Source organism: Flavobacterium sufflavum (genome assembly GCF_004016525.1).
GTDB classification, from domain to species: Bacteria; Bacteroidota; Bacteroidia; order Flavobacteriales; family Flavobacteriaceae; genus Flavobacterium; species Flavobacterium sufflavum.
In genome coordinates this window covers 1-24095 of sequence record NZ_SACJ01000009.1, presented here as the reverse complement: position 1 = coordinate 24095, position 24095 = coordinate 1, and the positions used below count along the sequence as shown (strand labels likewise).

Sequence of the window (24095 nt, the reverse complement as noted above, 5' to 3'; positions counted from 1 at the left end):
AAATAAAAAATCAAAACATTAAAATTTCACTTATGAAAAAAATCACAGGAATTGTTTCCTTATTTTCTTTGATGTTAGCCTGCAATGCCAGTTATGCACAAGACAACAACAATACCCTATCAAAAGGTTTTAGCAATCCGCCTAATTCGGCTAAACCAAGGGTTTGGTGGCATTGGATGAATGGTAATATCTCAAAAGACGGTATTGCTAAAGATTTAGCCTGGATGAATCGTATTGGAATTGGTGGTTTTATGAACTTTGATGCAGCCATGATGACTCCACAAATAGTAGCTAAGAGATTATCATACATGGATCCCGAATGGAAAGACGCTTTTAAATTCACTACCAAATTAGCCGATTCATTACATTTAGAAATGGCCATTGCCGGTTCTCCGGGTTGGAGCGAAAGTGGTGGTTCCTGGGTTCCTGCCAAAGACGGTATGAAAAAATTAGTCTGGAATCAAATCAATATTAAAGGAGGACAAAAATTCTCAGGTGTATTGCCTAATGCAGTAAAAACAACGGGAAGCTTTCAAAATATTCCGTTTTTTGATGCCTTATCTGATCCTACACATGCAGTAACTCCGCCAGAATATTACCAAGACATAGCGGTAATAGCTTATAAATTACCTGAAACTGATAGAACATTAACAGAACTAAAAGCCAAAATAACTTCCAGTGCCGGTAATTTTAATCTAAGCCAACTGACGGATGGCAATCTTGCTGCCACAAACCTGTTACCAGCTACTACCAACGGTGAAAATGCATGGATTCAATTTTCTTTCGACAAACCACAAACCATCAAAGCGGTAACCGTTGTAGGTGGTGGAGACAAAGGTCCTTTTGGAATGTTTGGCGAACTAGCCGATACGCGCAGTATTGAAGCTAGTGATGATGGCGTAAATTTCAAACAAATTTCATTTATTCCTGCAGGAACCGTTTTACAACAAACCATTAGCATTCCTGCCACTACGGCTAAATATTTTAGAGTTACTTTCAAAAACCCGCCACCACCATTTAACCTTGCTGCCATGATGGGACAAGATATCGGTACACCAAAATCTTCTCCGGGAACAGAAATTGCCGAAATTGTATTACACACCGAAACACGAATTGACCGATTTGAAGAAAAAGCAGCCTTTGCTCCTGCTAGTAGCGTAAATCTAAAAGGAACTCCAAGCACTACTAATGGAATTGCCTTAACTGACATAATTGATTTGACCGATAAAGTAACTAAAGATGGTATTTTAAACTGGACAGCACCAAAAGGCAATTGGACTATTGTACGTTTTGGTTATTCATTAATTGGAATCACGAATCATCCTGCATCACCTGAAGCAACCGGATTAGAAGTAGACAAATTAGATGCTGTAGCGGTAAGGGCTTATTTTGAAAATTACTTAGATCAATATAAAAGTGCCACTGCCGGATTGATGGGAGACAAAGGCGGTTTACAGTACATGGTTACTGATAGCTGGGAAGCCGGAGCACAAAACTGGACTGCTAATTTACCTGCTGAATTTGCTAAAAGACGTGGCTATAACTTACTTCCCTGGATGCCCGTATTAACAGGACATATTATAAAAAGTTCAGAAGACAGTGAGCAATTTTTATGGGATTACCGTAAAACACTTAGTGAGTTAGTAGCTGAAAATCATTATGATAATCTGACTAAAATTCTTGATGAACGTGGTATGAAACGTTACTCTGAATCACATGAAAACGGAAGAGCACTTATTGCTGATGGTATGGAAGTGAAACGTACAGCAGCGGTTCCTATGTCAGCCATGTGGACTCCGGGCGGATTGTCAGGAGGAACTATTTTACATGAAGCCGATATCCGTGAATCGGCATCAGTTGCCCATATTTACGGTCAAAATTTAGTAGCTGCTGAATCATTGACAGCCATGGGAAATTCCTTTGGTTATTCACCGGAAATCTTAAAACCAACAGCTGATATGGAATTAGCGAGTGGTTTGAACCGCTTTGTAATTCACACTTCGGTACACCAACCTACAGATGATAAGTTCCCTGGTTTAGGATTAGGGCCTTTCGGCCAATGGTTTACGCGTCATGAAACATGGGCAGAACAAGCGAAATCCTGGACCGATTATCTTGCCAGAAGTTCTTACTTGTTACAACAAGGTAAATTTGTAGCCGATGTGATTTACTATTACGGAGAAGACAACAATATCACTTCTCTTTTCATGAAAAAATTACCTGAAGTGCCAGAAGCTTATAATTATGATTTTGCCAATGCCGACGCCTTAATCAATGTACTTGCTGTTTCTAATGGGCAAATTGTAACGCCAAGCGGCATGCAGTATAAAATTTTAGCCTTGGACAAAAACAGTCAACAGATGACTTTAAAAGTAGCTAAAAAAATAAAAGAATTGGTTGAAGCCGGCGCTGTTGTAGTAGGTCCAAAACCTATAAATATTCCTAGTTTAACTGATGATAAAACAGCATTTAATTCGATTATAAATGAATTATGGGGAGCTGAAAACACAGTTAAAACTATCGGAAAAGGAACGGTGTACACTGGACAAAGCATTCAGGAAGTATTGAATAAAATGAATATCGCTCCAGATTTTGAATACACTAAACCACAGGCCGATACTCAATTACGTTATGTTCACCGTACTTTGCCTGAACAGGAAATCTATTGGATCAATAACAGAAACAACAGGGTTGAAAACATAGAAGCTACTTTTAGAGTTTCAGGAAAATCAGTTGAAATTTGGCATCCCGATACAGAAAAAACAGAAGCCGCTTCTTATTCGTTTGCAAATGGCGCTACCAAAGTTGCTTTACATTTAGAACCTAACGATGCCGTGTTTGTAGTTTTTAGCAACAATACAACGCAGTCAACTCAAGTTGTTGCTGTTCCAACAGAAACCAAAATAGCAACCATTGATGGAAATTGGAATTTAAGTTTCCAAAAAGAACGTGGCGCACCTGATTCCATTACTATTGATAAATTAACTTCCTGGACAGAAAATGCAACAGAAGGCGTTAAATATTTTTCAGGAACAGGAACCTATTCGAAGACAATTGACGCCCCGAAAAATTGGTTCAAAAAAGGAACCCAATTATGGATTGATTTAGGAGAAGTAAAAAATCTGGCCGAAGTAATTGTGAATGGAAAATCATTAGGAATAGTTTGGAAAAAACCATTTAGAGTTAACGTGAGCGAAGTCTTAAAATCTGGTAAAAATATCTTAGAAATAAAAGTAACCAATCTTTGGGTTAACAGACTTATCGGCGATGAACAAGCCAATGCTAAAAAGATAACCTATACCACCATGACATTTTACAAAGCAACTTCACCACTACTCCCTTCCGGTTTATTAAGTGAAGTAAGCATCTTATCTATAAAGTAGACCGTATTAAAAATAGTTTTTAGTTTTTGTTTAAAAAAGGGTGAATCCAATTAATTAGGATTCGCCCTTTTTAAGTATCAATCATTTATAAAACAATCCAATACTTTAATTTTCACAAACTTAGTAATTATTTTGAATAGTTACAGCCTTTTTTTGATTCACTAAGTCAGTTTATAATCCTCAATTTTGAATAATAAAATTATACTACCTAATTTATTTCCCAACTAAAACAACCAATTTAATTAAAGAAAATTCAAATTTCATGAAAACAGTATACACTATAAAAAAAGCAATTGCCTTCACGGTAATACTAAGTCTTTCTATGACAATAAATAGTCAATCACAAACAAAAAGCAAACCTATCAATCTTTTAGATAAAAATTTGAGTTATTGGTATAAATGGCTAGGCGCTCCACATACAAGTGTCAAGGGGTTACCAGAAGGTACTATAAAAGGAAATGGAATGGATGGAACACCTTTAGGTATGAATGATCCCAAAGATGTCTTCAAAGTTGTGACTATTAATAACGAAAAAGTTTTAAAGGTTTCTGGCGAAATTTATGGAGGACTGACCACCAAATCAGCATATACCAATTATCATTTGCAATTAAAGTATAAATGGGGCTCAAAAAAATGGGCACCTCGTCTAGATTTACCAAAAGATTGTGGTATCATGTTTCACCTTACTGGTACAAATGAAGACGGTCTTTGGAATGTATTCATGATGGGGCTTGAATTACAGATTGCCGAAAAAACAACTGGCGATTTATTTTTAGTAGCCAATAAAGATTTTTCTCTTCGGCCATTTGCTGATGTAAGAGTTAGTGATACAAAAAAATGGGATTCCAACGCAGCTTTCCAACTTATGGGAGGCTACTCACCTACACTTAATAATGCCGTGAGCCGCTCTCAAGATTTTGAAAGCGATGCTACCAAATGGACAACAGTAGATTTATATACCATCGGTAGTTCGGCAGTATATTTAGTGAACGGTCATGTTGTGATGGCTTTGCAAAATGCAGGTGTTCAGAATGCTGACAAATCAACAACTCCATTGACCAAAGGAAAAATTTTATTACAATCAGAAGGTGCTGAAGTATTTTATAAAGACATTACTATTCAAGAAATTACTGACTTCCCTAATGACATCAAGAAAATTGCTGCTTTAGCCCCAACTCCTGGTTGGAAATTTGGAGTTTCTTTATGGGCATTTCACACCCCTTCAGCTGAAGAAAAAGAGAAAAGCAAAGAGCGATTCCTAACTTCTTCTGTTAGCAAACAACTAGATGAAGCTGCTAATACAGGATTAAAATATATAGAAGGTTTTACTTTTAGCAAAGCAGGAAAAGAATTTAACGATTCTTTGGTAATGAACCTATCTCCTTCTAGCATCAAAAAAATAGATGCAATGATTAAAAACAAAGGGTTGAAAATGGAATCTATTTATGCTACTGGTGGAAAAACAGTAAAAGAATGGATTAGAGATTTTGAAATTGCAAAAGGATTAAATGCTAAATACATTGCCGCCGAACCAGCTCCTGACATGTTAAAAACCGTTGATAGTTTAGCTGGGATTTACGGAATCAAAGTAGCTATTCACAACCATTGGAAAGCTGTTAGCTCTTTTTGGAATCCTGATACTTTGCTAATTGCTTTAAAAAAATACCCTAATTTAGGAGCTTGTCCAGACTTAGGTCATTACCCTAAAAGCGGCATAAACCCTGTAGAAGCAATAAAAAAACTAGAAGGACATATTATTGCTCTTCATTTAAAAGACATTACAGCCTACAATAATCCTGAATTAAAAGATGTTCCGTTAGGCGCTGGAATAATAGATTATCCTGCTGTTTTTGAGGAATTAAAACGCCAACATTTTAAAGGTAACATCATTCTGGAAAGCGATATTGAAGATGATGAAAACTCAAGTGTTAATAAAGCCATTAATCAATCTATTGATTATTATAACAAATTAATGAACAGCGATTCAATTAAAAAAAAATGATAGATCATTCCGTAATTTTTAAATTTAAACCAGCCATTTCTGAAATTGAAAAACAAGATTTTTTTAAAGCTGCTCTTGAATTATCTCAAATTCCAGGTGTACAAAAATTTAAAGCATTAAAACAAACAAGTTCTAAAAATAAGTTTGAGTTTGGTTTATCAATGGAATTTGATAATTATAAAGTTTACGAAAATTATAATAATCATCCAAACCACAAATTATTTATTCAAAATTATTGGTTAAAAATGGTGGAGGATTTTTTAGAAATAGATTATGAGTCAATTATTGACATTTCTAAATTAAAATAACTAACGTAAAAAACTTGTATAAAAATGGGAACTCATCAGAGGTAATTTTTAATCTTATAAATGATCTTCAGTTTTATCAAGTAAATAAGCATCTTATCCATAAAGTAGACCATATTAAAAATAGTTTTTAGTTTTTGTTTAAAAAAGGGTGAATCCAATTAATTAGGATTCGCCTTTTTTTTTGCAACAAACAAAAAAAGGACATCCTAATTTTCTATTTCATCACATTTATTTTAACAAAAAAAGACCTAACTTTATTATAGATTATAATGATTTAACGAAATCACACAACTACAGAGCAAATTATAATTTAGGAGAGAATTTATTTTGAATAGCTTATATAAACTTCATAAAAGTAAAAATACATTTAACAAATAGTGTAATTCAGAACTGCTGTTATTTTTTAAACAGAACAAGAGCCAGCATCCGAAATCAAAACCATCACAAACCATAAAACCATCACAAACAACCAATTAACAACAACTAAACTAAAAAACACACAAACTCATTCAATCCAGTCATTAATAATAGAATCTGTTTGTATATGGTATTTTCTAATACCTATTCAAAACAAACTCAAAACTGTGGATGCGATTAAAAAAACAACTCCTTTTTCTGCTTTTTTAACTAAAAGTATTGATTTTGAATAGTTGTGGCCTTTTTTTGATTAACCAAATCGTTATTTAATCCCCAATTTTGTCTTGTAGATTTTACGATATACATATTTAATCAAACCAAAAAAAACTAATCTAATTAAAAAAAGTGCAATTTTATGAAAACATCACAATTCATTAGGATTCTAATCCTTACCATCAGCACCAGTTTCTTTAGCTTAAGCATATATGCTCAAGAAGGAAAAATTCAAGGAAAAGTATCCGATTCAGGTGGAATGGGATTAGCAGGGACTTCAGTATTAATTGAAGGAACTACTAAAGCTCAGAATACCGATTTTGATGGAAACTTTACTTTAACTGGTCTTAAAAACGGAACATATCAAATCTCAGTTTCTTTCATTGGATTTAAAACTCAAAAACTAAGCGTTAAAGTTCCACAATCAGGACCATTAAATATTACTTTATTAGACGATCAGGCTGTACTTGACGAAGTCGTTATTACCGGAGTTTTTGACAAACGTACTAAAATGCAATCATCTGTAGCTATTTCTACAATGAATGCAAAACAAATTGAAAGAACTGCTGCTACCAGTGCCGGGGATTTATTGAAAAACATACCTGGCGTTTATGTAAATCAGGCCAGAGGTGAAGTATCAAATACCGTATATTCCAGAGGTATTTCAGCCGGTTCTATCGAAAATGCTAATGGTTACTATTATGTTTCTATGCAAGAAGACGGTTTACCGGTTACCAACCTTAATTTAGGAGTAGATTATTTCCTTAGACCTGATGCAGGAACTGCAAGAGTGGAAGCAGTAAGAGGAGGAACAGCCTCAATTTTAGGAGCCAATGCCCCGGGTGGAATTTTTAATTATGTTTCTAAAGAAGGTGGAAAAACTTTTGCTGGAGAAATAAGATCAAAATTTGGATTGGAAGGAAATCTAAAAAATCCTTACTACAGAACCGATCTTAATTTAGGTGGATCTTTTAACCAATCAGGTTCTTTAACTTATAACTTAAGCGGTTTTTACAGAGAATCTGATGGTGCCAGACAATTAGATTATCCTATGAATAATGGTGGACAAATCAGAGCCAATATTATGAATAAATATAAAAAAGGAAGCATAAAAATATCTGCTAAAATATTAGATGATAAAAACGCTACAGCCGAATTTACTCCAACAATAGGATGGAATGATCCCAAAATTCCTGCCGGTTTTTCAGCTACTGATTCCTACTATCTTCCAAAATTAACAATGCAAATCCCTATCAATGATACCGATTCAAGAACATTTGATTCCAAAGATAAATCACATTCAAGACAACAAGCTGTAACTGTAAACTGGAATCATGATCTTGGTGCAGGATTTAAATTAAAAAATGATTTCCGTTTACAAAAAATGAAATATGATAGCAATTCACCGGCAGTTGTTACTCCATTTGCCACAGATAATTTATTATTTTATGCTATCGGACATACATTAGGGAAATTTGGAACTTATAGTTTCACCGACCGAGTTACAGGACAACTTTTAGGAACTGTTACACAATCTCCTAATATCATCAATGGAAACTTTGCAGGATTTAATTTTACTCCGGGTGCTAACAATAATTTCCCTGGAAGTAATGTACAGAAAAACTCTTTATTCTTTTTGCCTCTTTTCTACACTGAACGTAAAACGAATGAGTTCATGGATAATTTTAGCATCAGCAAAAAAGTAAAAAACATGAATTTCATTTTGGGTGGTTTTTATGCAAATTCACAGATAAGTAGAATTGGTGGATCTCAGGATTTCGGTTTTGCAGTAGGTACCATGCAAGACAAACCGCATTTGGTTGACATTAGCTTAGCCGGTTTTGACGGAAAAACGTATCAGGTAACCGATCCTAATGGAGTGCAACTTCCGGGAAGTGCTGGAGCCAGTACTGCCTCATTCAGACAAACACAATCTGCAGCATACTTTGGACACGAATGGAATATTTCTGAAAAATTGATTTTTGATTGGGGGATCCGTTATGAATCATTACATGTTTATGGTTATAATTCACAACCTATTGCTAATGCTGAATCAGCAGGTCTTGACAACAATCCATTAACAATATATGACAATTTTGGAGGAACGGCCGGTCCACGTTTAAATGTTGACAAAACTGTGAATACTGTTTCATTTTCAGGAGGTTTAAACTACAAACTAGCTGATGATCAGGCAATTTATTTTCGCTATTCTAATGGAAAAAAATCTCCGGATATTAATTTCTATTTAGACCAGACATCTCAATTCCTGGTTGACAACTCTAAACCAAATGCTCAAAAAATAGAGCAATTTGAAATAGGATATAAAATAAATACTCCTAAACTTAAAGTATTTGCAACACCTTTTTACAGTACATTGAGCAATGTATCTACATCACAAACTTTCTTAAATACTAATGGAACTTATTACAATCCTGGTAACCAATTTAATGCATACAGAACTTATGGACTTGAACTAGAAAGCAACTATGCTTTTACTGATCAATTTGCTCTAAAAGCAGGTGCTACAATTCAAAATTCTAAAGCAACAACTTACAAAACATGGATTGCCAATAGTGCTGGACCAAATGATGATGTACTACAAGATTTATCCGGAAACGAAACGGATAATAATGCTAAATTAATCTTTAATGTTAGTCCAAGTTATAATTACAAAAATTTCTATAGCTCTTTAAATGTTGGTTACATGGGTGCCAGACAGGCTAATCTTCAAAACGCTTTCAAGTTACCCGCATTCACTACATTAGACTTAGCTATGGGATATGATTTTAATAAAAAATTCGGAATCCAAGCTAACGTAAACAATCTTTTGAATACCTATGGAGTGATGGGTTGGTCCGGTACAGGAGGTTTCCCTGCTGCCTTAGACCGCCAGTCAGTTACAAAAGAATTTGTAGCAGCTAATCCTAATGCAGCTTATTCTACTCAGGGAAGTATGCCAAGAGCTTTTTTCCTGACTGCTTCTTATAAATTTTAATTAAATTATTGAGTTTTAATCAAAATCCCCCTTTCGGGGGATTTATTCATTTTTGATTATGAAAAAATCATTATTCACTTACGAAAACGGAATGGTCGGCTTAATGGCTTTAGTATTTGGCTGCCTCTTTTTTGACCGTTTAGCACTTAATTTCCTGATGCCTTATATTGCAAAAGACCTCGTATTGAGTGACACCCAAATAGGATTACTAGCTGGGTCTCTTTCATTAGCCTGGGCTTTTTCAAGTTATTTTACAGTGGCATGGGCAGAAGTCAAAAACCGAAAAAAATTGGTTTTCCTGACCGCGGTAATCACTTTCTCACTGTGTTCCTTCGGTTCCGGAATTGCCCTTTCCTTTGCCGGACTATTTTTAGCCCGATTCATCATGGGATTTTCGGAAGGTGCAGTGATTCCATTGGCACAGAATTTTGTAGAAAGAGAATCCTCTCCCAATCGTCTGGGACTTAATGCAGGAATCCTGCAAGGTATAGGTTCGGCTCTTTTTGGTTCCATCCTCGCCCCGATTATTTTAGTAGCAATCGCTGAAAGTATGGGTTGGAGAAAAGCTTTTTTTGTGGCTGGAATCCCAGGGATTATTTTGGCACTACTCTCCTGGCGTTATGTCAAAAAATCAACGGCTGAGAGTACTGAAAAAAAAGCTGATGCTTCGATAAATTTCACCGAACTTTTGCAATACAACAATATAAAATGGGAAATTCCTTTGGCCTGTTGTGCTTTCGGATGGTGGTTCGCCACACTTCCTTTCATCTCTAAGTATTTTGTAAATGTACAGGGGATGACTCCTGATGAAATGGGGAAAACAATGGGACTCCTTGGACTATCCGGTTTAATAGGCTCAATAATTGTTCCGGGACTTTCTGATAAATACGGACGCAAACCCATCATGTATATCTTTATAAGCCTGGGTATTCTATATCCTTTCGCAGTATTCTTTCTCAAAGGCAATATTTTTCAGCTTCCTTTAATGTTTATCAGCTATTTTGCGATGGGCTGTGTTGCGATGGTAGCCGCGGTAATTCCTTCGGAAGCGGTGCCAATCCATTTAAGAGCCAAAGCCATGGGACTCGTAATGGGACTTGGAGAAATCGTGGGAGGTGTAATTATTCCTTCAATAGCGGGTGTCCTTTCAGATAAAACAGATCCATCGGCTTTTTTATGGGTGTCTGCAGCAATGGCTGCCTTAGGTTTGTTTTTTGTTTCTAAATTACTGGAAAGCAATAAAAGCTTAAGTAAAAAAGAAAGTTTTTCGGAAATTGAAACAGCATTTGAAACAAATTAAACACAAACAAGACACGCAAAATCATATTGACTTGCAGATTACAATTTTAAAATCGTTTTATGAAAAAACATATAATCTTAACGCTTTCTCTAATCCTTTTTTCTTGTTTATCATTTGGTCAAAAACAACGGATTTTAGTATTAAGTGATATCGAAAATGAACCGGATGACACCGAATCATTGGTTCGTTTTCTAACATATTCAAACATGTGGGATATAGAAGGGCTAATTGCAACAACTTCAGCACATATGAAGGATAAAATTGCTGATTGGCGAATGCACGAAATTGTTACAGCTTATGGAAAAGTCCGAAACAATTTAATTTTACATGAAGAAGGTTTTCCTAAAGAAGATTATTTACATGGAATTATCAAAAAGGGAATTCCTGTTTTTGGAATGGAAGGCGTTGGAAAAGACAAAGATTCAGAAGGATCTGACTGGATAATTTCAGTGGTTGATAAAGAAGATAACAGACCTGTTTGGGTTACTGTATGGGGTGGACCAAATTGTTTAGCACAAGCTTTATGGAAAGTAAGAATGACCCGATCAGCATTTGAAGTAGAAAAGTTTGTTTCAAAACTAAGAGTATATGCAATAAGTGACCAGGATGACTCCGGTTATTGGATTCGAAAAACCTTTCCCAATTTGTTCTATATATTTAGTCCGGGTTATTATGATTATTCCACTTGGGCTGGAATAAGCGGTGAGAAAATGGGGCAATTTTCCGGACCAGATTCTAATTTGGTTAGCAACAAATGGTTATCAGAAAATATACGTACTAACCACGGTGCCTTAGGTGCAGAATATCCGGAATGGAAATTTATTATGGAAGGTGACAGTCCAAGTTTTTTGTACCTTATTAACAATGGCTTAGGAAGTCCTGAAAATCCAAATTATGGCAGTTGGGGTGGTCGATATGAACTGTATACTCCCCGCCATCGAAATTGGCATACGGAAATTGAAACCCGACCTATTTGGACTAACACCGAAGATAAAGTAAAAGGCTTTGATGGCAATTTCTATTTTAGTGACAAAGCCACTATATGGCGTTGGAGAAATGCCTATCAAAATGATTTCGCCGCCCGAATGGATTGGTGTGTAAAACCATATAACGAGGCTAATCATCCACCTATTCCTAAAATTACGCATACTGATTTAATAACAGTAAAAAGTGGTGAAACCGTTTATTTAGATGCTTCAAACAGCACTGATCCTGACAAAAACAATTTGCAATTTGAATGGATGTATTATCAGGAAGTAGGTACTTATATGAATTGGGGACCTATTGAAATTACAAATAAAAATGCTGCTAAAGCTTCTTTTGTGGCTCCAAATGTATCAAAACCAGAAACTATACATGTCGTATTAATTTTAAATGATGATGGTACTCCCTCATTAACACGTTACAAAAGAGTTATAATAACCGTATTACCTTCACTTTAAGTAATCAATTCATAGAACTTACTAAAACAACACCCAATCTTTAAAAACAATAAGAATCATGAACAAATTTTTTATCACATTCAGCTTAATTGTACTCACAGGGCTTACGGTTACTGCTCAGAAAAAAGACAACTTTTTATGGGGTGTGGCTTCTGCAGCTTATCAGGTTGAAGGTGCCTATCAAGCAGATGGTAAAGGCGAATCAAAATGGGATTTCCTTGCCAATAAAGTAGGTGTAACCCAATTTACTATTGGAAAAAAAGAAACAGGAAACGTGGCTATCAACATGTATGACCGTAACCAATACCTAAAAGACATTCAATTAATGAAAAAGCTGGGTGTAAACTCCTATCGTTTTTCATTAGACTGGAGCCGTATTATCCCGGATGGTATTGGTGCCGTAAACGAAAAAGCATTAGCCCATTATGATCTCCTGATTGATGATTTGAAAGCTGCAGGAATTGAACCTATTGTTACCCTTTATCATTTTGATTTTCCTTTTGCCCTTTTACAAAAAGGCGGTTGGGGAAATCCAGAAATGATTAACTGGTATAAAAACTATGCATCGGTTGTATTTAAGAGATATGGAAAAAAAGTAAAGAAATTCATTACGTTCAACGAACCTTATATTGAATTTTTCTTAGCCGAATATCTAATGAATATTGACCAAAGTAAAGAACCGATGAATGTTCGTTATGCCAAGGGAATCACAAAAGTACACAATCAATTATTAGCAAACGTAACGGTTATAAAACTATATCATGACATGAAATTGGGTGGAAAAATTGGAATTACCCTCAACTTATCACCCTGTAGTCCAGCAGATAAAAACAATCCAAACGATGTAAAAGCAACTGCATTACAAGATCAGCTATTAAACACAATCATGTTAGATCCTGTGTTAAAAGGAACTTACCCAAAACAGGCAACTGATTCTCTAAAAAAATACAATCCTAATTTTAATCCTACTGACAAAGAAATGGCTTTATTGGCTTCGCAAAAACCAGACTTTTTAGGTATTAATTTTTATGCTCCGGGATTCGTAAAAGCAGATCCAAACAGTCCTATGGGAACAAATTGGATGGACACAAATCCTGATGCTGTAAAATCAAATAACGGACCTGTAAGACCGGAAGCCTTATACCAATTATTGATGCGAATTAAAAAAGAATACAATAATCCTGAAATGATGATTACCGAAAATGGTGCTAGTTTTAATAATGGTGAGGATGAAATTGTCAATGGAAAAGTAAACGATTCCTATCGTGCTGATTATATAAAACGCCATATTGATGCAGCTTTGAAAGCTAAAAAAGAAGGAGTTAAATTAATTGGATATATGGTTTGGAGTGGTTGGGATAACTTCGAATGGGTTTTTGGTTATTCCGTTCGTTTTGGATTAATACATGTCAATTTCGAAACACAGGAACGTATCCCAAAACAAAGTTTTTATGAATATCAAAAAATAATTCAGCAGAACAAAAAACTGTAATTAGTCAGCAAAACACAAACCCTAATTTTTCAAGTGTTCATTGGATATTATTTGCTTTAAATAATATCCAATACACTTCCTATACCTATAAGTAATTTAATTTCATGAACTTAAATTACTTCAGAAGGTAAAATCATTATCTCCATCAAAAGATCATTCTTACTATTATAAAATCATAATTCTCATGAAAAAAACTCTTCTTCTAATAAGTTTTACTTGCCTTAGTGTGATCGCTTCGGCACAGCAAAAAGCATTACCCCAACTAAACAAGAACAACATCAAACAAGTAATCAAAGCTTTGACGCTTGACGAAAAAGTGAAGTTAGTAATAGGAATGGGTATGAATGTACCAGGAATGCCACCGGGAATATTGCCTCCAGCAGATCCTGAAGACGACAAAATTGAACCAAAAGTACCGGGAACTTCTGGTAGAACTCATGCTATTGAGCGTTTAGGGATACCAAGTTTAGTTTTAAATGATGGTCCCGCCGGTGTTCACTTTTTAAATTATAAATCAACTCCACCTAAGACTACTGCAATCCCAATAGGGACATTATTGGCTTGTACTTGGAATCCTGAATTAGTGCGAAAAGTAGGTGGAATTATTGGTAGTGAAGCTAAGGAATTTGGAATCGATATTATGTTAGCTCCTGCATCCAATATTCAGAGAAACCCTTTAGGAGGAAGAAATTTTGAATACTATTCCGAAGATCCTTTTTTATCTGGAAATATTGCAGCCGCAGTTATTAATGGAATTCAAGATTATGGTATTGGGGCATCGCTCAAACATTTTGCAGCTAACAATACCGAAACCAATAGAATGAAACTGAACACCTTGGTTAGTGAGCGTGCTTTAAGAGAAATCTATTTGAAAAATTTTGAAATCACAATCAAAAAAACCAGCCCATGGACAGTAATGTCTTCATACAATCTTATTAACGGAACTTATACATCAGAAAGCAAAGATTTGATAAGCAAAATTTTACGCAAAGAATGGGGATTTAAAGGTCTTGTAATGAGTGATTGGTTTGCTGGAAAAAATGTAGTTAACTCATTAAAAGCTGGAAATGACCTGCAAATGCCGGGAAGGCCAGACCAAACACAAGCCTTAATTGCTGCTGTAAAAAATGGCACTTTACCCCTAGCTACTTTAGATTTAAGCGTAGAAAGAGTATTGAATCTGGTTTTAAAATCATCCACATTCAGCAAATACAAATACTCTAACAATCCTAACCTAAAAGAGCATGCTGTAATTTCTCGAAAAGCAGCATCAGAAGGAATGGTTTTATTAAAAAACAACAATACTTTGCCTTTAAGTAAATCCGTAACCGTTGCTTTATTTGGAAATGCATCCTATGATATCATTGCAGGTGGTTCAGGAAGTGGTGATGTAGTTAAAGATTATACTATTTCCCTTGATAATGGATTAGTAAACTCTGGTTTTAAACTTATAGAAAATATCAATTCAAGCTATCAAAATTATTTAAAAATAGAAAAATCAAAATTACCTCCAACATCACTTGAAACCGTTTTTAATCCTACGACTATCAAAGAAATGAGTGTTGAAAAAGAGCTGATACTACAAGCAGCAGATAACGCTGATGTTGCTATAATCACAATTGCTAGATTGTCTGGAGAATCAAAAGATCGTAAAGTAGAAAATGATTTCAATTTAACCGAGGCTGAAAAACAAACACTTCAAGCACTTTCTGAATCATTCCATGCTAAAAATAAGAAAGTTATTGTAGTGATCAACGCGGGTGGTGTTATTGAAACCGCAAGTTGGAGTCCTTGGGTAGATGCTATTCTGATGGCTTGGCAACCGGGTATGGAAGGTGGAACTGCAATGGCAGATATCCTTGATGGAACTGTAAACCCATCCGGAAAATTAACTGCTTCATTTCAAATAAACTATAGCGATGATTCTTCTGCTAAAAATTTCCCTGGAAAACTATCAGGTATTAAAGACGATGCCCCTTTAGACCCTGTGATGCCTACTTATCCTTCCGAAATTTCATATGAGGAAGATATTTATGTGGGTTACCGTTATTTCAACACTAAAAAAGTAAAAACTGCTTATGAATTTGGTTTCGGTTTGAGTTATACCCAATTTGAATACAGCGCTATCAAACTCAGTTCAACTGAATTTAAAGATAAAATTACAGCAACCATTACCATAAAAAATAGTGGTAAAACCGCAGGTAAAGAGGTAGTACAATTGTATTTAAGCGCTCCATCTGAAAAACTAAAAAAACCTTCTGAAGAGTTGAAAGGCTTTGCAAAAACTAAATTATTACAAGCGGGAGAATCTCAAACCATCAGCTTCACCCTTACTCCTGCTGAACTGGCTTCTTTTGATTCGTCTCTATCGTCTTGGATTGCCGAGGCTGGAAAATACAGCATCCGAATAGGAACTTCTTCATTGGATATCAAACAAACAAAGGAGTTCAATCTTTCAAAAGATTTGATAGTTAAATAAATGATTTTCGAAAAATAAAAAACATAGAAAAAATGAAAAATAAATTTTTAATCTTACTGGTATTTAGTGCTTTTGTATCAAATGCACAAAAAGTAATTCCACTCTACCAAGGTAAAGCTCCCGGTTCAGAAAACTGGAATTGGCAGGAAAAAGAAATGTTTTCAGAAACGTTTCAAACCCAGGTAATATACAATGTTTCCCAACCCACACTTACGATGTATGCGCCGGACAAAGCCCTGGCAAACGGAACAGCAGTAATCGTTTGTCCCGGAGGTGGTTTTCATACCTTATCGATAAACAGCGAAGGAATTGATGTGGCGAAATGGTTAAATTCTAAAGGGATAACTGCCTTCGTTTTAAAATACCGACTCGTAAAAAGCGAAACTGACGACCCCGTAAAAGAGCTTTTTCCTTTATTCGAAAACAGAAAAAAATTAGATTCTATCAATGCGCCAGTTGTCACATTAGCCATTGCCGATGGGCAGGCAGCGATAGAATATGTAAGAAACCATGCAGCTGAATTTAACATCGAGAAAAACAAAATTGGGATTATAGGTTTCTCAGCAGGAGGAACTGTAGCCGCTGGTACTGTTTACAATTCGAAAGGAAATAACCGTCCGGATTTTGCTGCCCCTATTTATGCCTATACCGGAGCCTTAAAAAACACGGTGGTTCCTGTTGATGCTCCTCCTCTATTTATCGCGGCTGCATCGGATGATCAATTGGGCTTAGCGCCAAATAGTGTGCAAACTTATTCCAATTGGTTAGCGGCTGGAAAATCGGCAGAATTGCATATTTATTCTAAAGGAGGCCATGGTTTTGGGATGCGTAAAATGAACTTACCGGTTGAAAGTTGGATTGATCGCTATGGAGATTGGTTAGAATTACAAGGATTTTTAAAAAAATTATAATGGAAAAGAGAACAAATAAATACAAACTAAGACTGGAGCTATTAGAAACATCTAAAGTTGATGATACAGTCTACGCTCCTATTGAATTAGCATTTGATAATCACGATAACATTTTTACGATAATCGAAAGAATGAAAAACAGGGACATTTTTAAAACTAAAGATCAGGCTGCTGAATTTGCCATTGGTTTAAAAATGTTTAGCGAAGTGATGCTAAAAAACAGGGAGAATGAACTTTTTAGTGAGTTTAGACCCGCTTTCAGTGAGTTTATGAAAAAGTTAAAATCAACTCCAACTAAAGAATAAAAACAAAGGCAAAATGGACTTACCAATTAGAAGAATTGTAACCGGTCATACTTCCGAAGGCACTGCGGTATTCACTTCCGACGAAGAATTTGAAACCCTTATTATCCCAACCGGCGATGCTGCTATGGCTACAATATGGACAACAGCTAGCGTTCCTGCAGATTGTAATGATACCATTGATGGTGCCAAAAGAGATGCCGGAACAACTCTAAAAGGAGGTTCTGTAATTCGCATTGTAGATATGTTACCTGGTGCCAGTTCTCCCCTTCACCGAACGGACAGTATTGATTATGGGATTGTAATTAGTGGCGAAATCGAACTTGAACTAGAAAATGAAGTCTCAAAGAGAATTGGTCCAGGACAAATTATAGTGCAACGCGGAACACTACACAAATGGAAAAACCCAAGTAAAACTGAAGTTTGCCGGATTGTCTTTGTACTTATTGAGGCAAAACCTTATGAGATCAACGGAATGCCGCTTCCTGAATATATGCAACATTAGAATCTATTAATAAAACCCGTTGGGTGAAATTAGTTTTTGATGATAATTTTTCGTCAGTTCGAGTGATCCCGCTTTTGGGCGGGATTGTATCGAGAACAAGAAAAATTTCATTAAAAACGGTTCTCGATACATTTTTTGTTCCGTTTTACTCCACAAAAAACACTCGAACTGACAATTTTAATAATTACACCCAATGGATTATTATAAACTAAAAAACTCCTCTTCTATTTTAAAAGCATGGACTAATGGTAAATGATACAATGAAATGAGCGAAGACAACAAAAAAAACAAACAACTTATTATTATTTTAGGTTTACTGAATGGGCTCATGCCTTTTTCAACCGATTTGTATTTGCCCGCATTTCCTGAAATGGCCAGAGTACTGGGAACAGACATAGGACAAATCACTTTGTCAATGAGTACTTTTTTTGCAGGTTCCTGCTTAGGTCAGCTGATAAATGGACCTTTACTGGACAAATTTGGCCGTAAAAAACCAATGCTGTTAGGTCTTAGCCTATTCCTGCTCACTTCTTTAGGATGTGCAGTAGCATCGAATGTTAGCTTCTTAATCGTATTGCGTTTTTTTCAAGCCATAGGAATTAGCATTTGTACTGTGGGAAGCCGCGCCATCGTAAGAGATAATTTTCCTGTTGAAAAAACAGCTAGTATATTTTCATCAATGGCTCTTGTTATGGGCGTCTCACCTATAATTGCTCCATCAGTTGGTGCATTAGTGCTTCAATTTTATTCCTGGAGAGCTATTTTTATCATGCTTGCTATTATGTCCGGTTCTTTAATTATTGCCTTGTCCTTTTTCTTATCAGATAATTATATCCCTGAAAAACAATATTCCCTGAGACCAAAATCAATTTTAAATACTTATACCTCAGTATTAAAAACACCAACATTTTGGAGCTATTCATTTGTGGCAGCTTTAGCAAGTGGCGGACTTTTTACCTGGATTTCAAGCTCTTCTTTTGTTTTTATTAAATTATTAGGATTAACCGAGAGTCAATTTGGTTGGCTTTTTGCAACAACAGGCTCTTGTTTATTAATTAGTAATCAATCCAATAGATACTTTTTAAAACATTTTCCCAGTAGTCAAATAGCTATTGTTGCTGCCTTTACCCAATTATTTATTTGTGCCTTACTGGTATTCATAAGCATTCACTTTTTTTCTGTTCCCTTTATGTTGTTTGGAATAAGCTGCTACATGCTGTCGTTGCATTTAATCACACCCAACACTATGGCTCTGGCGATTCGTCCTTTTTCGGAAAATATTGGAAGTGCCGCTGCATTAATGGGAAGTATCCAAATGGGTTTAAGTACAATAGTTACAGTCATCCTGAGTAATTTCCAACAAGCATCGGCATTACCCATGGTGATTACGCTGAGCGTTATTGCACTGATAAGCTCGTCAACATTATATCGTCTAAAACAAAAAAATTATGCGTAATCTTTTTTCTGTTGAAAATAAAGTGGCTCTTATAACTGGCTCCACAAGTGGTATGGGTAAAGCCATTGCAGAACTTTTAGGTATTCATGGCGCCACAGTAATCGTGTCAAGCAATGACGAGCAAGGCTGTTTAAAAACTCAGGAGAAATTTCAAAATAAAGGAATCAAGGCTATTGCAATTCCTTGTGATGTTTCAAAAAAAGAAAATATTGATGCATTAGTATTGGAAACAAAAGAAAAAGCAGGAGAAATTGACATTTTAATTCATTGTGTAGGGATTGCAATTCCGGGATCTTTTTTAGAAATAGATTCTGCAACTTTTGAAAAAACAATGCAAATCAATTTACAAAGCGCAATTTATATCACTCAAAAAGTGATTCCGAAAATGCAGGACAAAAAAGAGGGCATTATCATTTACCTATCCAGTTTATCCAGCGTAAGAGGAAATAAAAACTTAGGATTATATGGTATTTCAAAAGCAGGATTAGCACAATTGGCACGTAATCTCGCCGTAGAATTCGGACCGGATAACATTCGTGTAAATGCGATTTCCCCTGGAGTAATAGACACCGAATTTGCAAAAGCCATGACTAATAATCCGGAAGTAATAGAAAAAAGAATTTTACTGACTCCGTTACGAAGAATTGGAAAAGTAGAAGAAGTTGCCGGAATGGCACTCTTATTAGCCTCTAAAGCTGGTGGATTTATAACGGGTCAAAATATCATTATAGATGGAGGAACAACCATTAGTGACGGAAATTGAATTAGATAAAATAAAACGAAATACAATGAAACGATTTGAAAATAAAGTTTGTCTGGTAACAGGTGCTTCATCAGGAATTGGAAGAGCTACGGCTATTTCTTTTGCTAAAGAAGGAGCGAATGTGGTGGTTTCAGATGTAAATGAAACCGCAGGAGAATTGGTGGTAAACGAAATCAAAGCATTAGGAAAATCAGCTTTTTTTGTAAAGTGTGATATTTCGAAAAGAGAAGAAGTGCAAAACATGATAGAACAAACCATTAAGACATTTGGACGTTTGGATTGTGCCGTTAATTCAGCTGGTATTGCAGGCACTCTGTCCTTACCAACACATGAATACCCTGAAGATGCCTGGTTGCAACAAATCAATATTAACCTAACCGGAACCTGGTATTGCGTGAAATATCAGTTAATAGAAATGTTGAAACAAGGCGGTGGAAATATTGTATGCGTAGCCTCGGCGGCCGGATTAGTGGGACAACCGGACAATGTTCCTTATTGTGCCTCAAAACACGGAGTCATTGGAATTGTAAAAAGTGCCGCTATAGAAAATGCGACCAAAAACATTCGCATCAATGCAATTTGCCCCACAGCAATTGAAACTCCAATGATTATGGAAGGGCGAAGAAAACTGGCTCATAATCCTGAAGCCCTGGAAGCTGCAATCAATCTCCAAAGAATGAAACGTATGGGACAGCCGCAGGAAGTAGCCGATGTGGCTTTATGGATGTGTTCTGACCAATCTAGCTTCATTACCGGACACGCTATGGCAGTGGATGGAGGCGCATTTGCGTAGAAAAATAACCGATTTAGAAATTTAACTCCTTTTGGTTTTAAAGTTCCCAGCTTTCCTGCAAAAACAAAAGGTGTCAGTGCCAGATGTACTAATAGCATTGCGATTATTGAATATTTTTTTTTGTAATTTTATGTAAATAATAAAAATATCCGAAGATGTCTAATAAAGAATACGTACCAACTCTGATTGCATCCGAAATAGATCGAATACATGCTGACAATACGATTTGGAGCCTTTTTAAGTCCAGCCAGACTCATCAAGAATATCATATTAATCGAATAGAAGATCTCTCCAATAAATCCAGTTTTCAAGTACTGCCACATCGAAAAACGGTACATGATTTTATATTTCTAAAAAAAGGACTTTCAAAAAGAACTAAAGGACTAAACAAATATGAATTTAGTACTTCTTCTATATTTTTTTACCAGCATATCAAATTACCCAACACGAAATGATGAGTGATGATGCCGAAGGTTTCTATTGTCATTTCGATGAAAAAATATTTGACTATTTACCTAAAAACTTCCTTAGCAAACAATTTCCTTTCTTTCAATATCAGTCCCATCCAGTAATTGAATTGTCTGAAAATACATTGAACTATATAGAACTTATTTTGAATAGAACGCTAGAACTATACAAAGAAGAAAAAACATCTAACAAACAACTTATTTCATGCAATTTGTTAGTGATTTTTGAAGAGATAAAGAAAGAGATTCCTCTTCAAACAACGAAAACAAAAAACTCCTTTTTAGATATTACAGAACGTTACAAAAATGCTTTAGAAAAAAACATATATGAACACCAAAACATATTGTATTACGCTAAATCAATGAACATAACTCCTGACTATCTAAACAAATGCGTAAAAAAAAGTACCAATAAAACTGCACAGGATTTACTAAAAGAAATGCTGATATTAGAAGCCAAGACCCTTTTAAAATATTCAGACCTCAATGTGTCTGAAATAGCCATAAAACTCTGCGATCAAAACCCTAGTAATTTTGTTCGTTTCTTCAAAAAACAAACAGGAATGACTCCACTAGAATATCAGCAATTGAACTGATTTTGAATAAAAGTTGTCTTTTTTTGAATCACAAAGTATTTTTTTGTTGCCCATCTTTGTAATGTAAAATATTATCATATCAATATTTTATGCAACCAAAAAAAACTAATGTAATTTTAAAAAGCCAAAAATTATGAAAACAATGCAATTAATAAAGGATTACTTCCTTTTTATCGCAATTATCAGTTGTAGCCTTACTTCATTTGCACAACAGGGGAAAATTCAAGGAAAAGTGACTGATGACAAGGGAATAGGTTTACCTGGTTCGACAGTTATTATAGAAGGAAACAACAAGAGTGCAGTTACTGACATCAATGGTGATTTTACCATTGGAAATCTAAACGATGGAACCTATAAAATCAATATTTCTTATATAGGATTTACTACTCAAAAAACTACTGTAAAAGTACCTCAAAGTAGTAAATTGAATATTAGCTTAAAAGAAGATCAGGCTACATTGGACGAAGTAGTTGTAACAGGTGTGTTTGACAAAAGAACAAAACTGGGAGCATCAGTGGCTATTTCGACAATAAATGCCAAAACATTGGAGAGAATAGCGCCAGCTAGTGCCGCAGACATGTTAAAAACAGTACCCGGAGTATATGTGAATTCTGCTTATGGCGAAGTAAAAAATGTTATCTATTCAAGAGGAGTATCTGCCAATTCTGTAGGGGGATTAGCAAACGATCCTAATGGATATTATTACGTTTCTCTACAAGAAGACGGATTACCAGTAGCAGCAGTAAATAGTGCTTCCTTATCTGCAGACTATTTCTTTCGTTCAGATGCTACTATCTACCGCGTTGAAGCTGTAAGAGGAGGAACTTCTTCAATTACATCTGCAAATGCACCTGGTGGAGTTTTTAATTTTTTATCAAAAACAGGAAGCGGTTCTAAAGCCAATGAATTTAGACAAAAAATTGGTTTAGAGGGAGATGGTAAAAACCTATATACCAGAAGCGATATTAACATTGGAGATACTTTTGGAAAAGACAAGAAGTGGTCTTATAACATTGGTGGATTTTACCGCTATTCCAATGGAGCCCGTTATGCTGGCTATGCTCAAAACAGAGGTGGCCAAATTAAAGCTAACGTTATGAAATCTTACAATAGTGGTTCTGTTAAATTTTATGCCAAATATCTGGATGATCACAATGGTTCAAATGTTCCATTGATTGGAAAAGGATTTGGAAATGATATCACTTTAGCAGATGGAGTAAAAAAAACAGACTCTTATGCATTAACTGCTACTAAAGTTACTATACCTAATAGATCGGATTCAAAGACTACCGTTTTTGACCCAACTAATCTTAATCATTCAAAAGATGCTTACTTCGGTATTGACTGGCAACAAAAAATTGGAGATAGCTGGGTAATAAATAACAATATCAGATACTCTTCAAAATTAGCAGATGTAGATAGTCAAACCGCTACTAACTTTGGTTATTTAGATGATCCTACCACAAATTTTTTAATGGGAACATTACAAATTTTCAGACCAGGGGTTATTACATACAAAGACAGGGAAACAGGACAGGTACTTGCTCAAGTAAAACAAGATTTTGCAGGTAGAACACCAGTATACACTGTATTAAACTCTACTTTACCTGCAACCGTTCCCGAAAAACCTGCCATAAGATATGCTGGTTCAGTAAAAAATTATACCACACTTGATGAATTGATGAATCAATTTACAGTTACCAAAAAGATTAAAAAAGGATCTATTACCGGAGGTTTCTTTTACACCAATTCCAGAATTATTTCGGATCCTAATATTACCGCTCCGGTACTTTCAGTATCTGCAATAGGAAATAAAACTGCTCCTTTGGATGTTAGTTTTGTACAAGACGGTACAGGAACTGCATATCAAGTTTCAGATCCCAATTCAGGATACTTAAAACTAGGTGGTTCATTTGGTGGTGGTACTTATGATTATAACTCTAACCAACTTTCATTATTCCTTGGAAACAATTTAAATCTAACGGAAAAACTTAATTTTGATTGGGGAATTCGCTACGAAACAGCCAGCATTAAAGGAAACAATAACAGAGCCGCTAGAACAACAAAAAGCGGAGGATTTGATGGCAACCCGTTAACTATCTATGACAATTATTATTCTGTATTAGGAACAGATATTATTAATTTTAACGTGAGTTCGATATAAACTTATTGAAAAAGTACTAATTGTTTTGTGTCTAGGAAATTATTTTTCAAAGACGGTTTTTTGTCTGCAAAGTTGTAAGCAATCAGAGCGGAAAAAATATTATTGAA

16 protein-coding genes and 1 pseudogene are annotated in these 24095 nt (G+C 35.3%); 16 read left to right on the top strand and 1 reads right to left on the bottom strand.

Annotated elements, in window-relative coordinates; translation table 11 throughout:
- Nucleotides 1-32 precede the first annotated feature (32 nt).
- The 16 genes from EOD40_RS13375 to EOD40_RS13300 all read left to right on the top strand — a co-directional run bounded on the left by EOD40_RS13375 (nucleotide 33) and on the right by EOD40_RS13300 (nucleotide 23988).
- Nucleotides 33-3383 (top strand): glycosyl hydrolase, encoded by a 3351-nt coding sequence (locus EOD40_RS13375; RefSeq protein WP_128196361.1) that lies wholly within the window; start codon nucleotides 33-35, stop codon nucleotides 3381-3383.
- 262 nt (nucleotides 3384-3645) lie between these two features.
- Complete coding sequence (locus EOD40_RS13370) at nucleotides 3646-5385, top strand: family 16 glycoside hydrolase (protein WP_128196359.1); 1740 nt, start codon at nucleotides 3646-3648, stop codon at nucleotides 5383-5385.
- Complete coding sequence (locus tag EOD40_RS13365) at nucleotides 5382-5693, top strand: Dabb family protein (RefSeq protein ID WP_128196357.1); 312 nt, start codon at nucleotides 5382-5384, stop codon at nucleotides 5691-5693. Before EOD40_RS13370 ends, EOD40_RS13365 begins: the two co-directional genes overlap by 4 nt.
- Nucleotides 5694-6465: 772 nt before the next feature.
- The gene (locus EOD40_RS13360) at nucleotides 6466-9318 is read left to right on the top strand and encodes a TonB-dependent receptor (RefSeq protein WP_128196355.1); all 2853 of its coding nucleotides are present in this window, start codon (nucleotides 6466-6468) and stop codon (nucleotides 9316-9318) included.
- Nucleotides 9319-9376: 58 nt separating this feature from the next.
- Complete coding sequence (locus tag EOD40_RS13355) at nucleotides 9377-10618, top strand: MFS transporter (protein ID WP_128196354.1); 1242 nt, start codon at nucleotides 9377-9379, stop codon at nucleotides 10616-10618.
- 59 nt (nucleotides 10619-10677) lie between these two features.
- The gene (locus tag EOD40_RS13350) at nucleotides 10678-12060 is read left to right on the top strand and encodes a DUF1593 domain-containing protein (protein WP_128196352.1); all 1383 of its coding nucleotides are present in this window, start codon (nucleotides 10678-10680) and stop codon (nucleotides 12058-12060) included.
- A 58-nt stretch (nucleotides 12061-12118) separates the two neighbouring features.
- Nucleotides 12119-13552 carry a glycoside hydrolase family 1 protein gene (locus EOD40_RS13345; RefSeq protein WP_128196350.1) on the top strand — a complete coding sequence of 478 codons (1434 nt, stop codon included), beginning with the start codon at nucleotides 12119-12121 and terminating at the stop codon, nucleotides 13550-13552.
- 184 nt (nucleotides 13553-13736) lie between these two features.
- The gene (locus EOD40_RS13340; RefSeq protein WP_128196348.1) at nucleotides 13737-16031 is read left to right on the top strand and encodes a glycoside hydrolase family 3 N-terminal domain-containing protein; all 2295 of its coding nucleotides are present in this window, start codon (nucleotides 13737-13739) and stop codon (nucleotides 16029-16031) included.
- A 32-nt stretch (nucleotides 16032-16063) separates the two neighbouring features.
- Nucleotides 16064-16942 (top strand): alpha/beta hydrolase, encoded by an 879-nt coding sequence (locus EOD40_RS13335; RefSeq protein ID WP_128196346.1) that lies wholly within the window; start codon nucleotides 16064-16066, stop codon nucleotides 16940-16942.
- On the top strand, nucleotides 16942-17247 hold the full coding sequence (locus EOD40_RS13330) for a DUF3861 domain-containing protein (protein ID WP_128196344.1): 306 nt from the start codon (nucleotides 16942-16944) through the stop codon (nucleotides 17245-17247). The genes EOD40_RS13335 and EOD40_RS13330 overlap by 1 nt, the downstream gene beginning before the upstream one ends.
- Before the next feature lie 13 nt (nucleotides 17248-17260).
- Nucleotides 17261-17749 (top strand): cupin domain-containing protein, encoded by a 489-nt coding sequence (locus EOD40_RS13325; protein WP_128196342.1) that lies wholly within the window; start codon nucleotides 17261-17263, stop codon nucleotides 17747-17749.
- Between the two features lie 265 nt (nucleotides 17750-18014).
- Complete coding sequence (locus EOD40_RS13320) at nucleotides 18015-19205, top strand: multidrug effflux MFS transporter (RefSeq protein ID WP_128196340.1); 1191 nt, start codon at nucleotides 18015-18017, stop codon at nucleotides 19203-19205.
- Nucleotides 19198-19968 carry an SDR family NAD(P)-dependent oxidoreductase gene (locus EOD40_RS13315; protein WP_128196338.1) on the top strand — a complete coding sequence of 257 codons (771 nt, stop codon included), beginning with the start codon at nucleotides 19198-19200 and terminating at the stop codon, nucleotides 19966-19968. Before EOD40_RS13320 ends, EOD40_RS13315 begins: the two co-directional genes overlap by 8 nt.
- Nucleotides 19937-20761: an SDR family oxidoreductase gene (locus EOD40_RS13310; protein ID WP_231129631.1), complete on the top strand. Its 825-nt coding sequence runs from the start codon at nucleotides 19937-19939 to the stop codon at nucleotides 20759-20761. Before EOD40_RS13315 ends, EOD40_RS13310 begins: the two co-directional genes overlap by 32 nt.
- A 451-nt stretch (nucleotides 20762-21212) precedes the next feature.
- Complete coding sequence (locus EOD40_RS13305) at nucleotides 21213-21824, top strand: helix-turn-helix domain-containing protein (RefSeq protein WP_128196336.1); 612 nt, start codon at nucleotides 21213-21215, stop codon at nucleotides 21822-21824.
- A gap of 133 nt (nucleotides 21825-21957) precedes the next feature.
- Nucleotides 21958-23988 (top strand): carboxypeptidase-like regulatory domain-containing protein, encoded by a 2031-nt coding sequence (locus EOD40_RS13300; RefSeq protein ID WP_128196334.1) that lies wholly within the window; start codon nucleotides 21958-21960, stop codon nucleotides 23986-23988.
- A gap of 2 nt (nucleotides 23989-23990) precedes the next feature.
- Here EOD40_RS13300 and EOD40_RS18380 read toward each other — a convergent pair.
- Nucleotides 23991-24095: pseudogene (locus EOD40_RS18380) on the bottom strand (IS982 family transposase); the annotation flags it as partial.

Excerpts from the sequence above, each read along its gene's own strand:
- EOD40_RS13375 (WP_128196361.1), top strand. The coding sequence starts at position 33 with ATGAAAAAAATCACAGGAATTGTTTCCTTATTTTCTTTGATGTTAGCC.
- EOD40_RS13370 (WP_128196359.1), top strand. The coding sequence starts at position 3,646 with ATGAAAACAGTATACACTATAAAAAAAGCAATTGCCTTCACGGTAATA.
- EOD40_RS13365 (WP_128196357.1), top strand. The coding sequence starts at position 5,382 with ATGATAGATCATTCCGTAATTTTTAAATTTAAACCAGCCATTTCTGAA.
- EOD40_RS13360 (WP_128196355.1), top strand. The coding sequence starts at position 6,466 with ATGAAAACATCACAATTCATTAGGATTCTAATCCTTACCATCAGCACC.
- EOD40_RS13355 (WP_128196354.1), top strand. The coding sequence starts at position 9,377 with ATGAAAAAATCATTATTCACTTACGAAAACGGAATGGTCGGCTTAATG.
- EOD40_RS13350 (WP_128196352.1), top strand. The coding sequence starts at position 10,678 with ATGAAAAAACATATAATCTTAACGCTTTCTCTAATCCTTTTTTCTTGT.
- EOD40_RS13345 (WP_128196350.1), top strand. The coding sequence starts at position 12,119 with ATGAACAAATTTTTTATCACATTCAGCTTAATTGTACTCACAGGGCTT.
- EOD40_RS13340 (WP_128196348.1), top strand. The coding sequence starts at position 13,737 with ATGAAAAAAACTCTTCTTCTAATAAGTTTTACTTGCCTTAGTGTGATC.
- EOD40_RS13335 (WP_128196346.1), top strand. The coding sequence starts at position 16,064 with ATGAAAAATAAATTTTTAATCTTACTGGTATTTAGTGCTTTTGTATCA.
- EOD40_RS13330 (WP_128196344.1), top strand. The coding sequence starts at position 16,942 with ATGGAAAAGAGAACAAATAAATACAAACTAAGACTGGAGCTATTAGAA.
- EOD40_RS13325 (WP_128196342.1), top strand. The coding sequence starts at position 17,261 with ATGGACTTACCAATTAGAAGAATTGTAACCGGTCATACTTCCGAAGGC.
- EOD40_RS13320 (WP_128196340.1), top strand. The coding sequence starts at position 18,015 with ATGAGCGAAGACAACAAAAAAAACAAACAACTTATTATTATTTTAGGT.
- EOD40_RS13315 (WP_128196338.1), top strand. The coding sequence starts at position 19,198 with ATGCGTAATCTTTTTTCTGTTGAAAATAAAGTGGCTCTTATAACTGGC.
- EOD40_RS13310 (WP_231129631.1), top strand. The coding sequence starts at position 19,937 with ATGGAGGAACAACCATTAGTGACGGAAATTGAATTAGATAAAATAAAA.
- EOD40_RS13305 (WP_128196336.1), top strand. The coding sequence starts at position 21,213 with ATGATGAGTGATGATGCCGAAGGTTTCTATTGTCATTTCGATGAAAAA.
- EOD40_RS13300 (WP_128196334.1), top strand. The coding sequence starts at position 21,958 with ATGAAAACAATGCAATTAATAAAGGATTACTTCCTTTTTATCGCAATT.